Origin of the sequence: Prevotella bivia DSM 20514 (assembly GCF_000262545.1) — a bacterium.
Classification (GTDB): domain Bacteria; phylum Bacteroidota; class Bacteroidia; order Bacteroidales; family Bacteroidaceae; genus Prevotella; species Prevotella bivia.
In genome coordinates this window covers 1,042,273-1,057,893 of the sequence record NZ_JH660660.1, presented here as the reverse complement: position 1 = coordinate 1,057,893, position 15,621 = coordinate 1,042,273, and the positions used below count along the sequence as shown (strand labels likewise).

At 40.0% G+C, this 15,621-nt stretch carries 16 protein-coding genes; 10 read left to right on the top strand and 6 right to left on the bottom strand.

Features of this window, described 5'->3' with window-relative positions:
• Positions 1-87: 87 nt before the first annotated feature.
• Complete coding sequence (locus PREBIDRAFT_RS06760; protein ID WP_004335884.1) at positions 88-951, top strand: OmpA family protein; 864 nt, start codon at positions 88-90, stop codon at positions 949-951.
• A gap of 274 nt (positions 952-1,225) precedes the next feature.
• On the opposite strand, the gene rseP is transcribed toward PREBIDRAFT_RS06760, so the two are convergent.
• The 6 genes from rseP to tsaB all read right to left on the bottom strand — a co-directional run bounded on the left by rseP (position 1,226) and on the right by tsaB (position 7,117).
• Positions 1,226-2,629, bottom strand: coding sequence for an RIP metalloprotease RseP (rseP, locus tag PREBIDRAFT_RS06755; RefSeq protein ID WP_004335885.1), 1,404 nt, complete (start codon positions 2,627-2,629; stop codon positions 1,226-1,228).
• A gap of 44 nt (positions 2,630-2,673) precedes the next feature.
• Positions 2,674-3,828, bottom strand: coding sequence for a 1-deoxy-D-xylulose-5-phosphate reductoisomerase (locus PREBIDRAFT_RS06750; protein ID WP_004335886.1), 1,155 nt, complete (start codon positions 3,826-3,828; stop codon positions 2,674-2,676).
• Positions 3,829-3,893: 65 nt separating this feature from the next.
• Positions 3,894-4,415, bottom strand: coding sequence for a ribosome maturation factor RimM (gene rimM / locus PREBIDRAFT_RS06745; RefSeq protein WP_004335887.1), 522 nt, complete (start codon positions 4,413-4,415; stop codon positions 3,894-3,896).
• A 20-nt stretch (positions 4,416-4,435) separates the two neighbouring features.
• Positions 4,436-5,749 (bottom strand): UDP-N-acetylglucosamine 1-carboxyvinyltransferase, encoded by a 1,314-nt coding sequence (murA, locus tag PREBIDRAFT_RS06740; RefSeq protein ID WP_004335888.1) that lies wholly within the window; start codon positions 5,747-5,749, stop codon positions 4,436-4,438.
• 6 nt (positions 5,750-5,755) lie between these two features.
• The gene (locus tag PREBIDRAFT_RS06735) at positions 5,756-6,352 is read right to left on the bottom strand and encodes a DUF4290 domain-containing protein (protein ID WP_004335889.1); all 597 of its coding nucleotides are present in this window, start codon (positions 6,350-6,352) and stop codon (positions 5,756-5,758) included.
• 72 nt (positions 6,353-6,424) lie between these two features.
• The gene (gene tsaB, locus PREBIDRAFT_RS06730) at positions 6,425-7,117 is read right to left on the bottom strand and encodes a tRNA (adenosine(37)-N6)-threonylcarbamoyltransferase complex dimerization subunit type 1 TsaB (protein ID WP_004339548.1); all 693 of its coding nucleotides are present in this window, start codon (positions 7,115-7,117) and stop codon (positions 6,425-6,427) included.
• 92 nt (positions 7,118-7,209) lie between these two features.
• Between tsaB and PREBIDRAFT_RS06725 the strand changes: the two genes are divergently transcribed.
• From PREBIDRAFT_RS06725 to PREBIDRAFT_RS06685, 9 genes are all read left to right on the top strand, one after another.
• Positions 7,210-8,088 carry a YicC/YloC family endoribonuclease gene (locus PREBIDRAFT_RS06725; RefSeq protein ID WP_004339545.1) on the top strand — a complete coding sequence of 293 codons (879 nt, stop codon included), beginning with the start codon at positions 7,210-7,212 and terminating at the stop codon, positions 8,086-8,088.
• A gap of 64 nt (positions 8,089-8,152) precedes the next feature.
• Entirely contained in the window at positions 8,153-8,725 is a 573-nt protein-coding gene (gene gmk, locus PREBIDRAFT_RS06720) for a guanylate kinase (protein ID WP_004335892.1), read from the top strand.
• A gap of 100 nt (positions 8,726-8,825) precedes the next feature.
• Positions 8,826-9,392: a nicotinate (nicotinamide) nucleotide adenylyltransferase gene (nadD, locus tag PREBIDRAFT_RS06715; RefSeq protein ID WP_004335893.1), complete on the top strand. Its 567-nt coding sequence runs from the start codon at positions 8,826-8,828 to the stop codon at positions 9,390-9,392.
• Between the two features lie 331 nt (positions 9,393-9,723).
• On the top strand, positions 9,724-11,631 hold the full coding sequence (locus PREBIDRAFT_RS06710; RefSeq protein ID WP_004335894.1) for a phosphoethanolamine transferase: 1,908 nt from the start codon (positions 9,724-9,726) through the stop codon (positions 11,629-11,631).
• 6 nt (positions 11,632-11,637) lie between these two features.
• The gene (locus tag PREBIDRAFT_RS06705) at positions 11,638-12,702 is read left to right on the top strand and encodes an acyltransferase family protein (protein WP_004335895.1); all 1,065 of its coding nucleotides are present in this window, start codon (positions 11,638-11,640) and stop codon (positions 12,700-12,702) included.
• A 3-nt stretch (positions 12,703-12,705) separates the two neighbouring features.
• Entirely contained in the window at positions 12,706-13,734 is a 1,029-nt protein-coding gene (locus tag PREBIDRAFT_RS06700) for an acyltransferase family protein (protein WP_004335896.1), read from the top strand.
• Positions 13,731-14,609 carry a decaprenyl-phosphate phosphoribosyltransferase gene (locus tag PREBIDRAFT_RS06695; RefSeq protein ID WP_004335897.1) on the top strand — a complete coding sequence of 293 codons (879 nt, stop codon included), beginning with the start codon at positions 13,731-13,733 and terminating at the stop codon, positions 14,607-14,609. Before PREBIDRAFT_RS06700 ends, PREBIDRAFT_RS06695 begins: the two co-directional genes overlap by 4 nt.
• Complete coding sequence (locus tag PREBIDRAFT_RS06690; protein WP_004335898.1) at positions 14,609-15,205, top strand: HAD family hydrolase; 597 nt, start codon at positions 14,609-14,611, stop codon at positions 15,203-15,205. The genes PREBIDRAFT_RS06695 and PREBIDRAFT_RS06690 overlap by 1 nt, the downstream gene beginning before the upstream one ends.
• Complete coding sequence (locus PREBIDRAFT_RS06685; RefSeq protein ID WP_004335899.1) at positions 15,165-15,575, top strand: GtrA family protein; 411 nt, start codon at positions 15,165-15,167, stop codon at positions 15,573-15,575. The genes PREBIDRAFT_RS06690 and PREBIDRAFT_RS06685 overlap by 41 nt, the downstream gene beginning before the upstream one ends.
• Positions 15,576-15,621 lie beyond the last annotated feature (46 nt).

The following is a 15,621-nucleotide window of genomic DNA, read 5'->3' as shown; positions in this document are numbered from 1 at the left end:
TACCTAAACCCTTTTTACTTTTTATACTTTCTTACTTCATAATAATAACTTTGTATTATAAACAAATAATTAATTATCAATACTATTATGAAGAAAACTAGTTTTATAGTATGCGTTCTAGCAGCAACTTTAGGCTTCTCTAGTTGTGCTAGTAAGAAAGACTTAGAGAGCTGTCGCACTCAAAACAACCAATTGATGAGCGATTATCAGAGTGCAAAGGAGACGATTGCTGCTAACAATGCCCGTATTAAGAGTTTAGAAGATCAGCTAACACAGGCTAGAGAGAGTGCTGCTGCTTTGCAAGGTAGCCTTGATAAGAGTTTGACAAGTGCAAATTCTAACAACATAAATATCTCTAAACTTGTTGATCAAATTAACGAAAGCAATCAGTATATTCGCCATTTGGTAGAGGTAAAGAGCAAGAGCGACTCGCTTAATATGGCACTTCAGAACAATCTAACACGCTCGTTGAGCAAAGAAGAATTGAAAGAAGTGGACGTACAAGTTTTGAAGGGTGTAGTATATATATCTTTGGCTGATAATATGTTGTACAAGAGTGGTTCTTACGAAATAAACGATCGTGCAGAACAGACACTAAGCAAGATTGCAAAGATCATCTCCGATTATAACGACTATGATGTGCTTATAGAAGGTAACACTGACAATGTGCCTATCAATACGGCTAACAAGATGATGACAAACATTCGTAACAACTGGGATCTTTCTGCCCTCCGTGCTACCTCTGTGGCTAAGTACTTACAGGAGCATTTCGGTGTAAATCCTAAGCGTATCACCGCTGGTGGTCGTGGCGAATACAATCCTCTTGTAGCTAATAACACAGAGCTTGGTCGTCAACGTAACCGCCGTACACAGATTATCATCACGCCTAAGCTTGACCAATTCATGGACTTGATCGGTAAAGCTCCAAAGGATACTGAAGCTGTAAAGTAAATAGTTGAATATTATTAAATAATAACAGGCTGAATTTCAATGTGAAGTTCAGCCTGTTATCGTATAAAATACCCCTAAAATATTACTCTACTGTTATGCTAACCATAGATGCAACTATAGTTTAGACCTCATGGCAGTGCTTTCCTTATAACCTTATTGCACTCAATAATTATTTCTATTATGCAATAGGAAAGTGCCTTCATAAAAAAGAAAAAGCGGTATTCTGCCTCCTCAAAGGTGAATACCACTTATTTTTACTTATATCTTTCAATACTTACATGATCCCTATCCAACGCAGAATATCATTTAAGTTTGCCCACACCATAAGAAGAATAAGGAGACCAAAGCCTATATACTCGGCATAGATAAGAAACTTTTCGGAAGGTTTACGGCGAGTAATCATCTCATAAAGAAGGAATACAACGTGTCCACCATCTAAGGCTGGAATGGGTAAAATATTCATGAAAGCAAGGATAATGCTAAAGAATGCTGTAAGGTTCCAGAACAAATACCAATCGAAAACAGAAGGGAAGAGACTACCAATAGAGCCAAACCCACCTAAACTCTTTGCTCCATCAGCCGAAGCGAGGTACTTAAAGTTGCCTACATAACCCTTTAAAATCTTCAAGCCATGCTTCACACCAGCAGGAATACTCTCGAAAAAGCCGTATGTTTCGTGTGTAGGCTTATAGTAAGAAGCTATGTTTGCTTGGTAAACTCCCATTTTAAGATCAGGCGTTAACACTAGCTTTAGCGTATCCAACTGCTTAGCAACACCACCACGAGCCACGACTACTTCAACAGTTCTTAGTACTAAAGAGTCCTTATGTGTATTCTTTACAGCCATAACATCATTAAGGACAGTAGTCTGATAATTCATATCTGTCCATGTCTTTATTGGCTTTCCGTTGAACGAAACTATTAAATCCTTAGCATGAATGCCTGCTTTTGCCGCAGGAGAACCTGCTTGCACACTGTCAATACGACTAGGAATATAGGGTTCTGCAAAGAGCGGACGTCCCTTAATCATTGATAACATATCAAGGTCTCCGGGCAAGTTGATACTTTGCTTCTTGCCATCTCGGATTATATCCACACGCTTAGCCTCTGCTATTTGGCGGAAAAAGTCGCCATTCATATTGGCATATTCGCGGAAAGCTCCTGTGTTGGTACCAATCAAAACATCCTTATCACGAAATCCAAGTGCCTTAGCTTGCTCATTAAAACGCATACCCATTGACATGTCTGACACCTTATAATAAGTATCACCCCATGTAAACATGATCATCGTATAGATGAAAAGTGCTAGGAAGAAATTCACCATTACACCGCCTAACATAATCAACAACCGTTGCCAAGCTGGCTTCGTGCGAAATTCCCAAGGCTGAGGATCCTGTTTAAGTTGCTCGGTGTCCATACTTTCATCGACCATTCCTGAGATCTTACAGTAGCCACCGAAAGGCAACCAACCAATACCATACTCGGTATCGCTATTCTTTGGCTTAAATTTAAATAGTTTACCACTCCACTTTCCGATAGAGACATCGAAGAACATATAAAACTTCTCTACACGAACACCAAAGAGTTTAGAGAAGAACATGTGTCCACCTTCGTGGAGAAGCACAAGGATAGAGAGTGCCAACAATAGTTGAAGCGCTTTTATCAAAAATACTTCCATTAAATATTTACTTGTTTGTTTGTTATTATTCTATGTTTCATTAATTATCGTAACATCAATTCTCGTGCCACTTTTCGTGCTTCAGCATCCGTCTGTACATAAACATCATAATCAGGATACGCATCGAAAGCCACACGTTGCATTGTTTTTTCGATTATCTCGCCCATACCTAAGAATGAGCAATTACCCTTTCGGAAACCCTCATTTACGATTTCATTGGCTGCATTTACGATACAAGGCATATTGCCACCCTTGCTAATTGCTTCGTATGCCATTGCCAAACATTTAAACTTCTCCACATCAGGCTCGAAAAATTCAAGCGGCTTTGCAAATGGATCTAAACGATCCCCATTGAGGTAAAGACGCTCTGGAAAGGAGAAAGCATACTGTATTGGAAGGCGCATATCTGGCACTCCGAGTTGTGCTTTTATACCACCATCGGCAAATTGGACAGCACTATGCACAATGCTTTGTGGATGAACCAACACTTGTATCTTCTCGGCTGGTACACCAAAAAGCCACTTTGCCTCAATCACCTCAAAGCCTTTATTCATAAGAGAAGCCGAATCAATCGTGATTTTAGCCCCCATATCCCATGTAGGATGCTTGAGGGCATCGGCAGCCGTTACAGCCTTTAACTGCTCATAACTGAACAATCGGAAAGGTCCCCCAGAACAAGTGAGGAGAATTTTCTCAATCTCGTTATCGCCTTCGCCCACCAAACTTTGGAAAATAGCACTATGTTCGCTATCCACAGGGAGAATAGGCACGTGGTATTCTTGTGCTAATTTCACAATCAACTCACCAGCAACAACAAGTGTTTCCTTATTGGCTAAACAAATTTTCTTTCTCGCTTTGATTGCATGAATTGTAGGTTCTAACCCCGAATAACCCACCATTGCCGTAAGAACCATGTGGATTTCGCTCGACGCTACTATTTCATTCAACGCCTTTTTCCCAGCATATACCTTTACTTCTGGAACATCTTCTAAAGTTTTAGACAATGCTTCATAATGCTCTTCATTCGCTATTATCACTGCTGCAGGACGATACTTACGAGCTTGCTCTGCAAGCATTTCCCAACGATTGTTAGCCGTTAGTGCGTATACCTCATAGCGATCAGGGTGTTGTTCTATTACCTCTAAGGCTTGTGTACCAATACTTCCTGTAGCGCCTAAGATACATATTTGCTGTTTCATATACTATATTTCTCCTAAAAGACGATTTTTCTTTTAACCAAAAAGGCGAATTATTACAACACCGTTTAGAGTTCTAATAACCCGTCAGGAATTACCAATGTTATTGTTTTTTGCGTTGTATCTACCGCTGTTATGAGCTTGTCATTAGCTGGAATAAGCAGTTCTCCGCCTTCAGTATCTTCCACTTCAAAGAGCGTATTCACCGTACTATCGTCCACTCCACAGATCTTTCCCACAACCTTTCTCGAGTTATTATCCAACAAGGTATAACCCACTATTTGCGCCCAAGAAAGATTTTCCGAACTTTCATCGACTATATGACGAGGGAAAAATACCGAGCAACCTGTAAGTTGGCGTGCTTTCTCCTCCGTATCAATATCCTCAAACTTCATGAGTGCAATCTCATCTGAGCGGAAACGATACTCCTCTATAAAGAAAGGTACGAGTATTCCTTCCACTTCCAACACAAGATAATCGGCATCGGCTGTATCAAAAACATCATCATTAAACTGCAATTGAATCTCTCCATGCACTCCATGTGGTTTACCCAAACGACCTATCTTATATACTTCTTCTTGTTTTATCATTCCAGACGACCCGCTCTTACTTATTTATTCATCACACGTTTAATGTTAGCACCTAAGGCGTTAAGACGATCTTCTATGTTTTCATACCCCCGATCAATCTGTGCAATATTGTCAATACGGCTTGTTCCCGGTGCTGAAAGGGCAGCTATCAAAAGGGCAATACCCGCTCTAATATCAGGACTCGACATACGCCCTGCTCTCAAAGTACGCTGATGATCGTGTCCTATTACTACTGCTCTATGCGGATCACACAAGATAATCTGAGCACCCATATCAATAAGTTTATCGACAAAGAAGAGCCTACTCTCAAACATCTTTTGATGGAAAAGTACGCTTCCTTGAGCTTGCGTAGCCACAACGAGCAATACGGAAATAAGATCAGGACTTAGTCCAGGCCATGGAGCATCGCTAATGGTCATGATAGAACCATCTATGAACGAATCGATAACATAGTGGTCTTGACGAGGAATGAAAAGATCATCACCATCAACCATAACCTGCACACCTAGTCTTCGGAATATATCAAGCATAATACCAAGGTTTTCCACCGAAGCATCCTTTATTCTTACTCCATCACCCACCATAGCAGCCATACTGATAAACGATCCTACCTCGATCATATCTGGCAAAATTTTATGGCTCGTACCATGCAGTTCCTTTACTCCTTCTATGGTGAGCAAGTTGCTTGCAATACCCGAAATCTTAGCCCCCATACCGTTAAGCATCTTACAAAGTTGCTGAATGTAAGGCTCGCAAGCTGCATTATAAATAGTTGTAGTACCTTCTGCAAGAACAGCAGCCATAATAATATTAGCAGTACCTGTTACTGAAGCCTCATCAAGCAGCATATAAGTACCTACTAGCTTATCAGCTTTTAGCTCATAAACGCCACGATCTTCAAGGTATATAAAACGTGCTCCAAGATTTTTAAACCCAATAAAATGCGTATCTAAACGACGACGCCCAATCTTATCGCCACCGGGTTTGGCTATGGTAGCAAGTCCGAAACGCCCTAATAAAGGCCCATACATCAGCACACTTCCACGAAGCGAAGCACACTTTTTTACAAACTCAGCACTCTCCAAATATTCCAAATTGATCTCATCAGCCTGAAAAGAATACTTGTTTGGAGCTAGTTTTTTTACCTTCACCCCTATATCTTTCAGTAATTGAATAAGATTGTTTACATCAAGAATATTAGGCACATTCTCCATTATCACTTCTTCCTTGGTAAGGATAATAGCACTAATTACCTCTAAAGCTTCATTCTTAGCACCTTGAGGCATAATAGTTCCACTGAGTTGATGACCACCTTCTATAAGAAAGGACTCCATAAGCGTTTACCTCTTCTTTTTTCTTGTTTGAATAAAATCTTTCTCATTTATTTTCTCGAAACGGAAGTTATCAAGATCTAACTGGATAACACCATTGGTAAGACGAGCAAGATCTGACGCCACTCGAGCATCATCACAAGCTCCACGTCCCCACTGTACAAGGTCGCGTTTCATTTGGTTTGCTACCGAGCATACCAAGCTATCACGCTCCTCACCAGGCTTCATCGTTTGGAGTTGTTCGCATAACTGATGGATAATACTTCCATAATGCCTAATCGGATTAACAGTTTGTGGATAAGACAATGGCTCTGGTTTCTTAGCAATGGACAAGGCTTGCGCCACATCAAAAGGGTAATCAATGTCTAGTTTGAAATTAGACATCAATGCCAAATGGTCCCAAAGCTTCTGCAAATAACCTTCATTACCACGATTTTGAGGGTTCATTCTGTCCATAATGGCTACGATACTCTCAGCACACGCCTGACGCTCTTCCTTGGTAGGAAGCGTTACAGCATAATCGATCATACTCTGAATTTCTCTGCCATACTGGGGCAAAACTAACTTCTCTCGTTGGGTATTATAGTCTAATCCTTCTATATTCATTCGGGAAAAAATATTTTTAATTTGGGAATATTTTATTTTCTATTCAAGAAAAAATATTCGTTTAACAAGCTATTACAACAAAGGCTTGGCAGCTTTTGCTACAAAGTCCTTCAAATAAGTTGGCACAAAGTAAGCTACATCTTCAAACTTATCGTTTAAGAAGCGCTTTTCGGCAAGTGGGAACATATATTTTGCCAAAGGCTCTATACCTTCAATAAAGTGTGCATTAGGGTGTTTGATCACGTCCTTACACTTCTCCGCACCATTACCAAAAAAATAAACAGCCCCTTTGTCAAGATAATCCTTATAGCTATTCTCATCGATCACCACAGCTTCTAAGGCCTTCTTTTCCGTTAAAGCACGATCGAAAACCTGAGCATAAACCTCCATTCTACGTGCATCAAGCATCGGAACAAGCAATGCGTTATCCTCCATCTCTTCATGGCGAAGCAACACTGGCACCGTTAAGAGTTCGAGTGTAGGAACAGCTATCAACTTAACATCATGACCATAACAAATGCCTTTTGCCATTGACACACCTATACGCAATCCTGTATAAGAACCAGGACCACAACTCACAGCTACCGCATCCAACGGAATAGCATGACTATCAGCAAATGATAAAGCCTCATCAACAAAGGTGCCGAGGCGTTCTGCGTGGTTAGGACCACTATGATCTTGTAGCTCAAAGATGCAAACACCATCTTCACTCACAGCTACTGAGCACACATTTGTACTCGTTTCAATACTTAAAATACAAGACATAAAACCATAATTATGTTCTAAATTAATATGCAAATTTACTCTTTTTCCGCTCGAAATTAGTACTTTTGCAGAAATTTAACGCGAAAAAGCTCATGATATTATCAATGACAGGTTATGGCAAAGCAGTCGTAACTTACAAGGAAAAGAAAATTAACGTTGAGATCAAATCGCTTAATAGCAAATCGCTTGACCTCTCGGCGCGCATCGCCCCTCTATACAGAGAGAAAGAAATGGACATTCGTCGACTCCTCGCTCAACAACTAGAGCGCGGCAAAGTAGACTTCTCTCTATGGGTAGAAAAGGACGAAAGTATAGATGCAAGCTCCATAAATACAGCTTTAGTGGAAAGCTATTATAAGCAGATTAAGGATATTTCAAAAACCGTTGGTATTCCAGAACCTACCGATTGGTTTAACACCTTGCTCCGCTTACCTGATGTAACAGCAAAGGCTGAAACAGAAATTCTTGAAGAAGAGGAATGGGAAGTAGTACTCAACGGCATTCATCAAGCCATAGACCACTTTACAGAGTTCCGCAAGCAAGAGGGTAAAGCGCTTCAAAAGAAGTTTAATGAGAAGCTTGATAACATTGAGGCTTATATGAAGAGTATTGAGCCTTATGAGCAGAGCCGTGTACCAAAGATCCGCGAGCGCATCATTGAAGGTTTGAAGCAAATTCCTGATGTGGAATATGATAAAAACCGTTTGGAGCAGGAACTCATCTACTACATCGAAAAGCTTGATATTAGTGAGGAGAAACAACGCTTAACCAACCACCTACGTTACTTCCGTGAAACTATGGAGGAAAATGGTCATGGACTAGGCAAAAAGCTCGGTTTCATCGCACAAGAAATGGGTAGAGAAATCAACACAACGGGCTCAAAGAGCAACCAAGCAGAGATGCAAAACATCGTTGTGAAGATGAAAGACGAACTAGAACAGATAAAGGAACAAGTGCTCAACGCACTCTAATCATTATGCCCCTATTAGCCCTATCGCAGAGATAAAGCTAATAGGGGCTTTTTATTTTTACGATATGCAAGGTAAACTAATTATTTTTTCAGCCCCATCAGGCTCGGGTAAGAGTACCATTGTACAATGGTTAATGCAAGAACACCCAGAGCTTCAATTGGCTTTTTCTATCAGTTGCACTACTCGCCAACCACGTGGTACGGAGCGTGATGGTGTGGAATATATCTTCCTTTCTCCAGAGGCTTTCAAAGGAAAGATTGCCAATAACGAGTTTTTAGAGTATGAGGAGGTATATAAAGACCGCTTTTATGGCACTCTGAAACAGCAAGTGGAGAGCCAGTCGGAATCAGGACAAAACGTGGTATTCGATGTAGATGTAAAGGGTGGCTGTAACATAAAAGAATATTACAAGGAGCGCGCTTTAAGCGTATTCATTCAGCCTCCTTCTATCGAAGAGCTGCGCAAACGTCTTATCAATAGAAACACCGACACGCCTGAAGCTATCGAAACACGCATTGCTAAGGCAGCACATGAGTTGTCTTTTGCCGATAAATTCGATGTTATTATTGTCAATGACAACCTTGAGACGGCAAAGGCAGAGGCTTTAAAAATAGTTTCTGAGTTTTTAGTACGATAATTCTTTATGAGCAAACTATAACTTTCTACAGAGACAATATTTGTATTTCTTCTACAAAAGGAGGGAAGCAAAAAAAAACAGAAAAACTACGGTTTCATCGATGGAAATAGGCATTTTCGGAGGATCTTTCAATCCTATTCATAACGGACACATAGCGCTTGCAGAGACTTTCTTAAAGGAAGCTCTCTTAGACGAGGTATGGCTAATGGTTGCTCCACAAAATCCTTTTAAGATCAACCAGCAACTTTTAGAGGATGCTAAACGCTTTGAGCTAGCAAAAGAAGCACTTATTAATTATCCTCACCTTGTGGCTTCCAATTATGAATTTTCATTACCCAAGCCCTCTTATACATGGAACACGCTTCAACAGCTTGCCATATCTTATCCTCTGCATAACTTTACCCTACTCATAGGGGGCGACAACTGGCAAGCATTCGATCGTTGGAATCATGCCGAAGACATTCTTGCCAACTATCAAATCTGCGTTTATCCTCGCAAAGATGACACTTTCGATGAGACTTCTCTCCCTAAAAACGTTCGTTGTTTACATGCTCCTCTTCTAAACATTAGTAGCACTATGATACGCGAAAGGGTGCAACTAGAAAAGCCTATTAATGACCTTGTACCTGAAAACATTGTGCGCAAAATAGAGCTATATTACAAGTAATTTGTAAATATTTATCATAACACTTTTAAAAAGATTATCGTTTTAAACGCAAAAGATGACCTTTTACTCGGTAAAAGGTCATCTTTTACCGAGTAAAAGGTCATGTTTTGCAAGGTAAAAGATGATGTTTTACAGAGCTACTGATAACCAACCACTTACAAAGACATTTATTAAAACACCCTTCATCTTTTAATGTTACGTTTTTTCACAACAAACCCTTCGTAAGAATTAAGACCTAAACATCTTCTTGTTTTTCTCTTTCGTGAAATGTTAATTCTCGCATTCTGTCCCCACTTATAACAAAATAAGGGTAACTTTGCACATTAATTAAATGGCAGAGAATATTACATCTATGAAAATTTTCGCAAAGATAGCCCTTATATCCCACAAACTATTAGCTCCTATCAGGGCTAATAACGCTTTCTTTATTTTCATGTATTTGCTGGGCATCTTAGTGGCTTATATAGAAATACCCCATCAGCCAAAAGCCACAGTATATGCAAACCTATGGGCAGAACTATTTCTCGACTTATATATAGTTTGCCTTTTCCTTATGATTTTCCCAAAGCATGTGCGCCGATGGATACGCGCTATATTGTATTTTATGCTATACGGTATTAGCTTGGTAGATGTTTTCTGCTGGGAAAAGTTTCAAACAACTATCAACCCTTCAATGCTTCTATTGGTGGGCGAGACCAATGGCAGAGAGGCTAGCGAGTTTTTTACAAGTTATTTCTCGAAAGATATATTCTTTTCTAATGTTGGCTTAGTACTGCTACTCTTGCTCATTCATATCCTAGTGAGCCGTTTTCCGCTTCTAGCAAGACACGTTAGCTGCATAACAAGGATAAAAGAGAAATTGCCAAACTTTTATAAAAAGCCATTACTTATCAAAAGTATAGGCGGAATATTGGTTCTCATTTTTCTTATAATTTCTGCCATTTCATCGGCTCATAACAAGGAGATGATGCGCCGTATGTTTTCCCTCCGCACCATAGGGGCTGTAGAACGAGAGCTAAGTTTATACCAACGCCAGCCCGGAACCGAAGCACAGTTTTATCTACCTCCTTACCGTTTGGCTTTTGCGATATTCTCAAATGAATTGGCATCACACCAAATCGACCAACTCATCGCTACAAAAGACAAGGTGCAAGTGGATAGCTGTACATATACCACCCCTAATATCGTACTCATTATTGGTGAAAGCTACGGCAAACACCACTCACATCAGTATGGTTATTTTATGCCTACCACACCACGCCAAGAGGCTTTAGAACGACAAGGACTATTAGTGCCTTTCAGGGATGTGGTATCGCCGTACAACCTGACAAGCTTTGTTTTTAAGAATATCTTCTCCCTACAAGTAATAGGCGACACAAAAGATTGGTGCGACTACCCGCTCTTTCCAGAGGTTTTCCGCAAAGCTGGCTATCACGTAACGTTTATTACTAACCAGTTTTTACCACGTGCTAAGCAGGCTGTTTACGACTTTAGTGGGGGATTTTTCCTAAACCACCCCGAACTTTCTAAGGCGATGTTCGATAGCCGAAACAGTACACTTTATAAGTATGACGCTGGTTTGTTGAACGATTACGACAACCATCAAGCACAAAATAACACTGAACACAATCTCATTTTATTCCATCTCATGGGGCAACATGTCAACTATGGTCAGCGTACGCCCGCACGTGCGAAGCATTTTAAGGCAGAGGACTACAAGACTATTCGCCACGACTTGGGAGAAAAACGCCGCCAAACCCTCGCCGACTATGATAATGCTGTGCTTTATAACGACTCTATCGTAGATCAAATAATAGAGCGGTTTAAGGATAAAGAAGCCATAGTTATCTACACGCCCGACCATGGGGAAGAATGTTACGAAGGACGTCGAGGCTTTATTTGCCGTAACCATTCATCGAACATCGACTATAACTTAGCTCGCTATGAGTTTGAGATACCGTTCTGGATTTACACCTCACCAAGCTACAAGGCTAAACATCCAGAGGTATTTCAGCAAATAGTAGCGGCAAAGGATAAGAAGTTTATGATTGATGCGCTGCCTCATTTGTTGCTATACCTTGGTGGTATCCACACTAAAGATTATAGGGACGAACACAACATCTTGAGCAAAAACTATCGAGAAAACCGCCCTCGTATATTGAAAGGAACAACCGATTACGATAAGTTGGATCGGTCGAAGAAGGAACTTCAAGTACCTTTACGAAAGAAAAAGAAATAAGATAAGATGAAAAGAGAATTGCTCTCACGAACAGAATGTAACGCACTGCGCGGAATAGCCATTATCGGTATCTTCTTGCACAACTATTGCCACTGGCTCAGACACGTGGTGCAGGAGAACGAATACCAATACTTTTGGCATAACTTTGCATGGCTAAACCATGAAATGGAAAGGGATTTTAATACGCTATCCCTCTTCCATATCATTTCTTTCTTTGGACATTATGGAGTACCTATATTCCTTTTCCTCTCTGCTTACGGCTTGTATATGAAGTATGAAAAGGGCGATTTCATCGGTACAAAAAAGCCTTCAGTTATGGCTTTCGTCAAATACCATTGGCTAAAACTATTTAGAATGATGATTGTAGGTTTTGTGGCTTTCACGATGATAGATGCCATCACCCCCGGGCAACATCATTATGCGTCATTAGATATTATTGCCCAACTAGGCTTATTCAATAACCTATTACCCCACCCCGATGATGTTATTTGGCCTGGTCCTTATTGGTATTTCGGTTTGATGATACAGATTTATATTGTATATCGCCTCTTATTGTATCGTCGTCATTGGGGATATACAGTAGGACTAATCTTGTTGTGCGCCATTATTCAAGTGGAATGTAGCCCAGAGAGCGATGAGCTAAACCGCTGGAGATACAACTTTATAGGTGGAGTTCTTCCTTTTGGCTTCGGCTTATTGTATGCTAAGTTTATGCCTCAAGTGGCTAAGATAGGGCATATACTTATCTTCTGTGTATCGCTCGTAGCAATTTATGCTTTCAACTTTACTTACCTTACATGGTATCTTATTCCTATTTTTATTTGTACAGCAGCAATAAGTTTTATCAAGTTGGTGCAAGTGTGGGGATCATTATTCCACTTAATGGCATGGGTAGGAGGCATCTCTTCTGCACTATTTGTATGCCATCCTATCACAAGAAAGATATTCATTCCCATTTCAAGAGGTGGTGATCACTGGACAGGATTGCTACTTTACATCATAAGTTCCATTTGCTTGGCATGGCTATTTAAAGAGTTAATGAAGCGAATACCTAGCCCTAAACTCAAATAAACTATGAAGATTAAGGACATAGAACTAGAAAATATTAGCCGTTATCGTGGCGAGTTGATGGGAGCAGCAATGCTCTTCGTCATTCTCTTCCATGTAGGTTTGCCACGCGATGATATGTTCTTCGGATTACGAAGAATGGGTAATATTGGCGTAGACATTTTCCTTTTCTTGAGTGGTATGGGCTTATGGTTTTCATGGTCAAAGCACCCCGACACCAAAGATTTTTATCTTCGTCGTTGGCTCCGTGTTTATCCTACGTGGCTCATTATGGCTTGCTTATACTATATCCCTGATTTTACTTGCCCTAATTGGGTACATCATAGAGGACATAGTACAAATATCATCGATTTAATCGGAGATATTTCTATCAACTGGGACTTTTGGTTGAACGACGAACTTACCTTTTGGTATATTCCTGCAACAATGATGCTATACCTTGTAACACCACTTTATCTAAAAGTAATCATTAAGCACCCCATTTATAGATGGTCGCCTATTGTGATGCTGATGTGGTGTATTTTGGTGCAATACGTTACTCCTATCCATGAAGCTGTTGGACATTTGGAGATATTTTGGAGTCGTGTACCCATCTATTTCATCGGTATTAACATGGGGGCAGCTATCAAACGCAAGGACAGAATGGATGGGGCTGCCATCTGGATGATCTTATTAATGTTTTTTATGGCATTGGCTTCTAGCATCTTCCTAGAGCAAGTGAAACACGGACAATTTCCTATTTTCCTAGAACGTATGCTGTATATTCCGCTTACAGTAACGAGTGTTTTGATGCTTAACCGCGTGTTCAGACGCACCCCAAAATGGTTTAATAAATCGGTTAAATTTATTGGTATGGTAAGTTTAGAGGCTTATTTAATACACGATCATTTCGTACTTCGCTATTTAGAAACCTTCGATTGGACTTATTGGAACACCTTCTTTGCCACAATAGTCATTACCATTCCCCTTGCATGGACGCTCCATTTCGTCGTTGAAAAAATAGTGATAACTCCTTTAGAAAGGCTCATCAAATGAAAAATATATTAGCACTTATTCGCCCACATCAGTGGGTAAAAAACCTTATCGTTATGCTACCCATTTTCTTTTCTGGGCAGTTGTTTAATATAAGCGTACTTATTTCAGGCTTCATTGCTTTCTTTTCGTTTTCATTTGCCGCCTCATCTATATATTGTTTAAATGATATTATAGATGTGGAAGAAGATCGTCGGCATCCCGTAAAATGCAAACGTCCATTGGCTTCGGGGGCTGTAAGCATTGCTCAAGGATATGTATTAATCATCACTATGTTGGCTTTGTCAATGCTAACCCTCCTATTTCTACCTTCAGGACATGCAAAAACCTACGGTGTCATCGGCTTTTATTGGCTACTAAACATTGGATATTGTCTCAAGTTTAAGCAATATGCCATTATTGATGTATGTATCGTTGCCTTCGGATTTGTGCTAAGAGTGCTGGCTGGAGGTTGGGCTACTAATATCGTACTGAGCAAGTGGATCGTACTCATGACTTTTCTTTTAATGCTCTTCCTTGCCTTTGCTAAACGCAGAGATGACGTCGTTCGAATGATGGAAACGGGCAGACCAACACGCCAAAATACCATAAGATACAATTTAGAGTTTATCAATCAGGCAATCACGATTACTTCAAGTATCACGCTAGTATGCTATATTATGTACACTGTGAGCGAAGAAACGATAGCCCACTTCCACACACAATATCTTTATCTTACGAGTATATTTGTACTTGTGGGTATCCTTCGCTATATTCAGCTTGCTGTTGTCGATCAAAAGAGTGGTGATCCTACAAAGGTGATGCTAAAGGATAGGTTTATGCAGATTATTGTTTTGCTCTTTGGTTTATCTTTCCTCTTTATTATTTATTTCTTGTAATGAAAGTATATGCCTTCGACTTTGATGGTACAATTACCACAAAGGATACGTTTATTGAGTTTATTCGTTTTGCAAAAGGAGATATAGGCACCTTTGCAGGCTTTATGCTTTATGCTCCTATTCTTGCAATGATGAAGCTAAAGCTTTATCCCAATTGGAAAGCAAAGCAGCAACTCTTTGCTCACTTCTTTAAGGGAACAAATACAGAAGTCTTTGAAACGCTATGCGAACGGTTTGCGAAAGAACGTGCAACGATCATTCGGCCACAAGCTTTTGAGGAGATACGCCGAGCTTTACAAGCGGAGAATAAAGTACTAGTGATAACGGCTAGTATTGACAAATGGGTACGCCCTTTCTTCGATGAATTCGGAGAAAAAATACAAGTATTGGGTACTAACATTGAAAGTAAAGAGGGAAAGATAACAGGAAAGTTTATTTCGCGCAACTGCTATGGTAAGGAGAAAGTAAACCGCTTGAAAGAGATTTTCCCTAACAGAAATGAATATGAACTTATTGCCTTTGGTGATTCCAAAGGCGATAAAGAATTATTAGAATATGCAGATAAAGGATATTTTAAACCGTTTAGAGGAGAGTAAGCGAGAAAAGTTGTTGGAAGTGATGCGTTTTGGCATTGTAGGATGCTGTGCTGCACTGATACAACTCATCGTTTACCGCCTTCTTATCATAAAAGTTAGTTCTGAATCGGTGTGTGTAGCCGTAAGTTATGGCATTAGTTTGTGTTTTAACTATTATGCTTCCACTAAGTTTACCTTCAAGGTAAAATCATCTTCTAAGAAAGGGGCGGGCTTTCTCTTGTCGCATGGGGTTAACATAACACTTCAGATAATCTTCGTTCATCTTTTCATTTATTTTGGTGTTACAAAGCAAATCGCTTTGATACCCACCATATTAATCTGCTTCCCCATCAACTTCCTGTTGGTGCGTTTCTTCCTCAAAAGGAAATAGTATTTACCAACTTATTTTGTAACTTTGCAGACTATATTACATATTA

Excerpts from the sequence above, each read along its gene's own strand:
- tsaB (WP_004339548.1), bottom strand. The coding sequence starts at position 7,117 with ATGTCTTGTATTTTAAGTATTGAAACGAGTACAAATGTGTGCTCAGTA.
- PREBIDRAFT_RS06695 (WP_004335897.1), top strand. The coding sequence starts at position 13,731 with ATGAAAAATATATTAGCACTTATTCGCCCACATCAGTGGGTAAAAAAC.
- PREBIDRAFT_RS06750 (WP_004335886.1), bottom strand. The coding sequence starts at position 3,828 with ATGAAACAGCAAATATGTATCTTAGGCGCTACAGGAAGTATTGGTACA.
- rseP (WP_004335885.1), bottom strand. The coding sequence starts at position 2,629 with ATGGAAGTATTTTTGATAAAAGCGCTTCAACTATTGTTGGCACTCTCT.
- nadD (WP_004335893.1), top strand. The coding sequence starts at position 8,826 with ATGGAAATAGGCATTTTCGGAGGATCTTTCAATCCTATTCATAACGGA.
- PREBIDRAFT_RS06700 (WP_004335896.1), top strand. The coding sequence starts at position 12,706 with ATGAAGATTAAGGACATAGAACTAGAAAATATTAGCCGTTATCGTGGC.
- PREBIDRAFT_RS06705 (WP_004335895.1), top strand. The coding sequence starts at position 11,638 with ATGAAAAGAGAATTGCTCTCACGAACAGAATGTAACGCACTGCGCGGA.
- PREBIDRAFT_RS06710 (WP_004335894.1), top strand. The coding sequence starts at position 9,724 with ATGGCAGAGAATATTACATCTATGAAAATTTTCGCAAAGATAGCCCTT.
- rimM (WP_004335887.1), bottom strand. The coding sequence starts at position 4,415 with ATGATAAAACAAGAAGAAGTATATAAGATAGGTCGTTTGGGTAAACCA.
- PREBIDRAFT_RS06690 (WP_004335898.1), top strand. The coding sequence starts at position 14,609 with ATGAAAGTATATGCCTTCGACTTTGATGGTACAATTACCACAAAGGAT.
- murA (WP_004335888.1), bottom strand. The coding sequence starts at position 5,749 with ATGGAGTCCTTTCTTATAGAAGGTGGTCATCAACTCAGTGGAACTATT.
- PREBIDRAFT_RS06685 (WP_004335899.1), top strand. The coding sequence starts at position 15,165 with ATGCAGATAAAGGATATTTTAAACCGTTTAGAGGAGAGTAAGCGAGAA.
- gmk (WP_004335892.1), top strand. The coding sequence starts at position 8,153 with ATGCAAGGTAAACTAATTATTTTTTCAGCCCCATCAGGCTCGGGTAAG.
- PREBIDRAFT_RS06760 (WP_004335884.1), top strand. The coding sequence starts at position 88 with ATGAAGAAAACTAGTTTTATAGTATGCGTTCTAGCAGCAACTTTAGGC.
- PREBIDRAFT_RS06735 (WP_004335889.1), bottom strand. The coding sequence starts at position 6,352 with ATGAATATAGAAGGATTAGACTATAATACCCAACGAGAGAAGTTAGTT.
- PREBIDRAFT_RS06725 (WP_004339545.1), top strand. The coding sequence starts at position 7,210 with ATGATATTATCAATGACAGGTTATGGCAAAGCAGTCGTAACTTACAAG.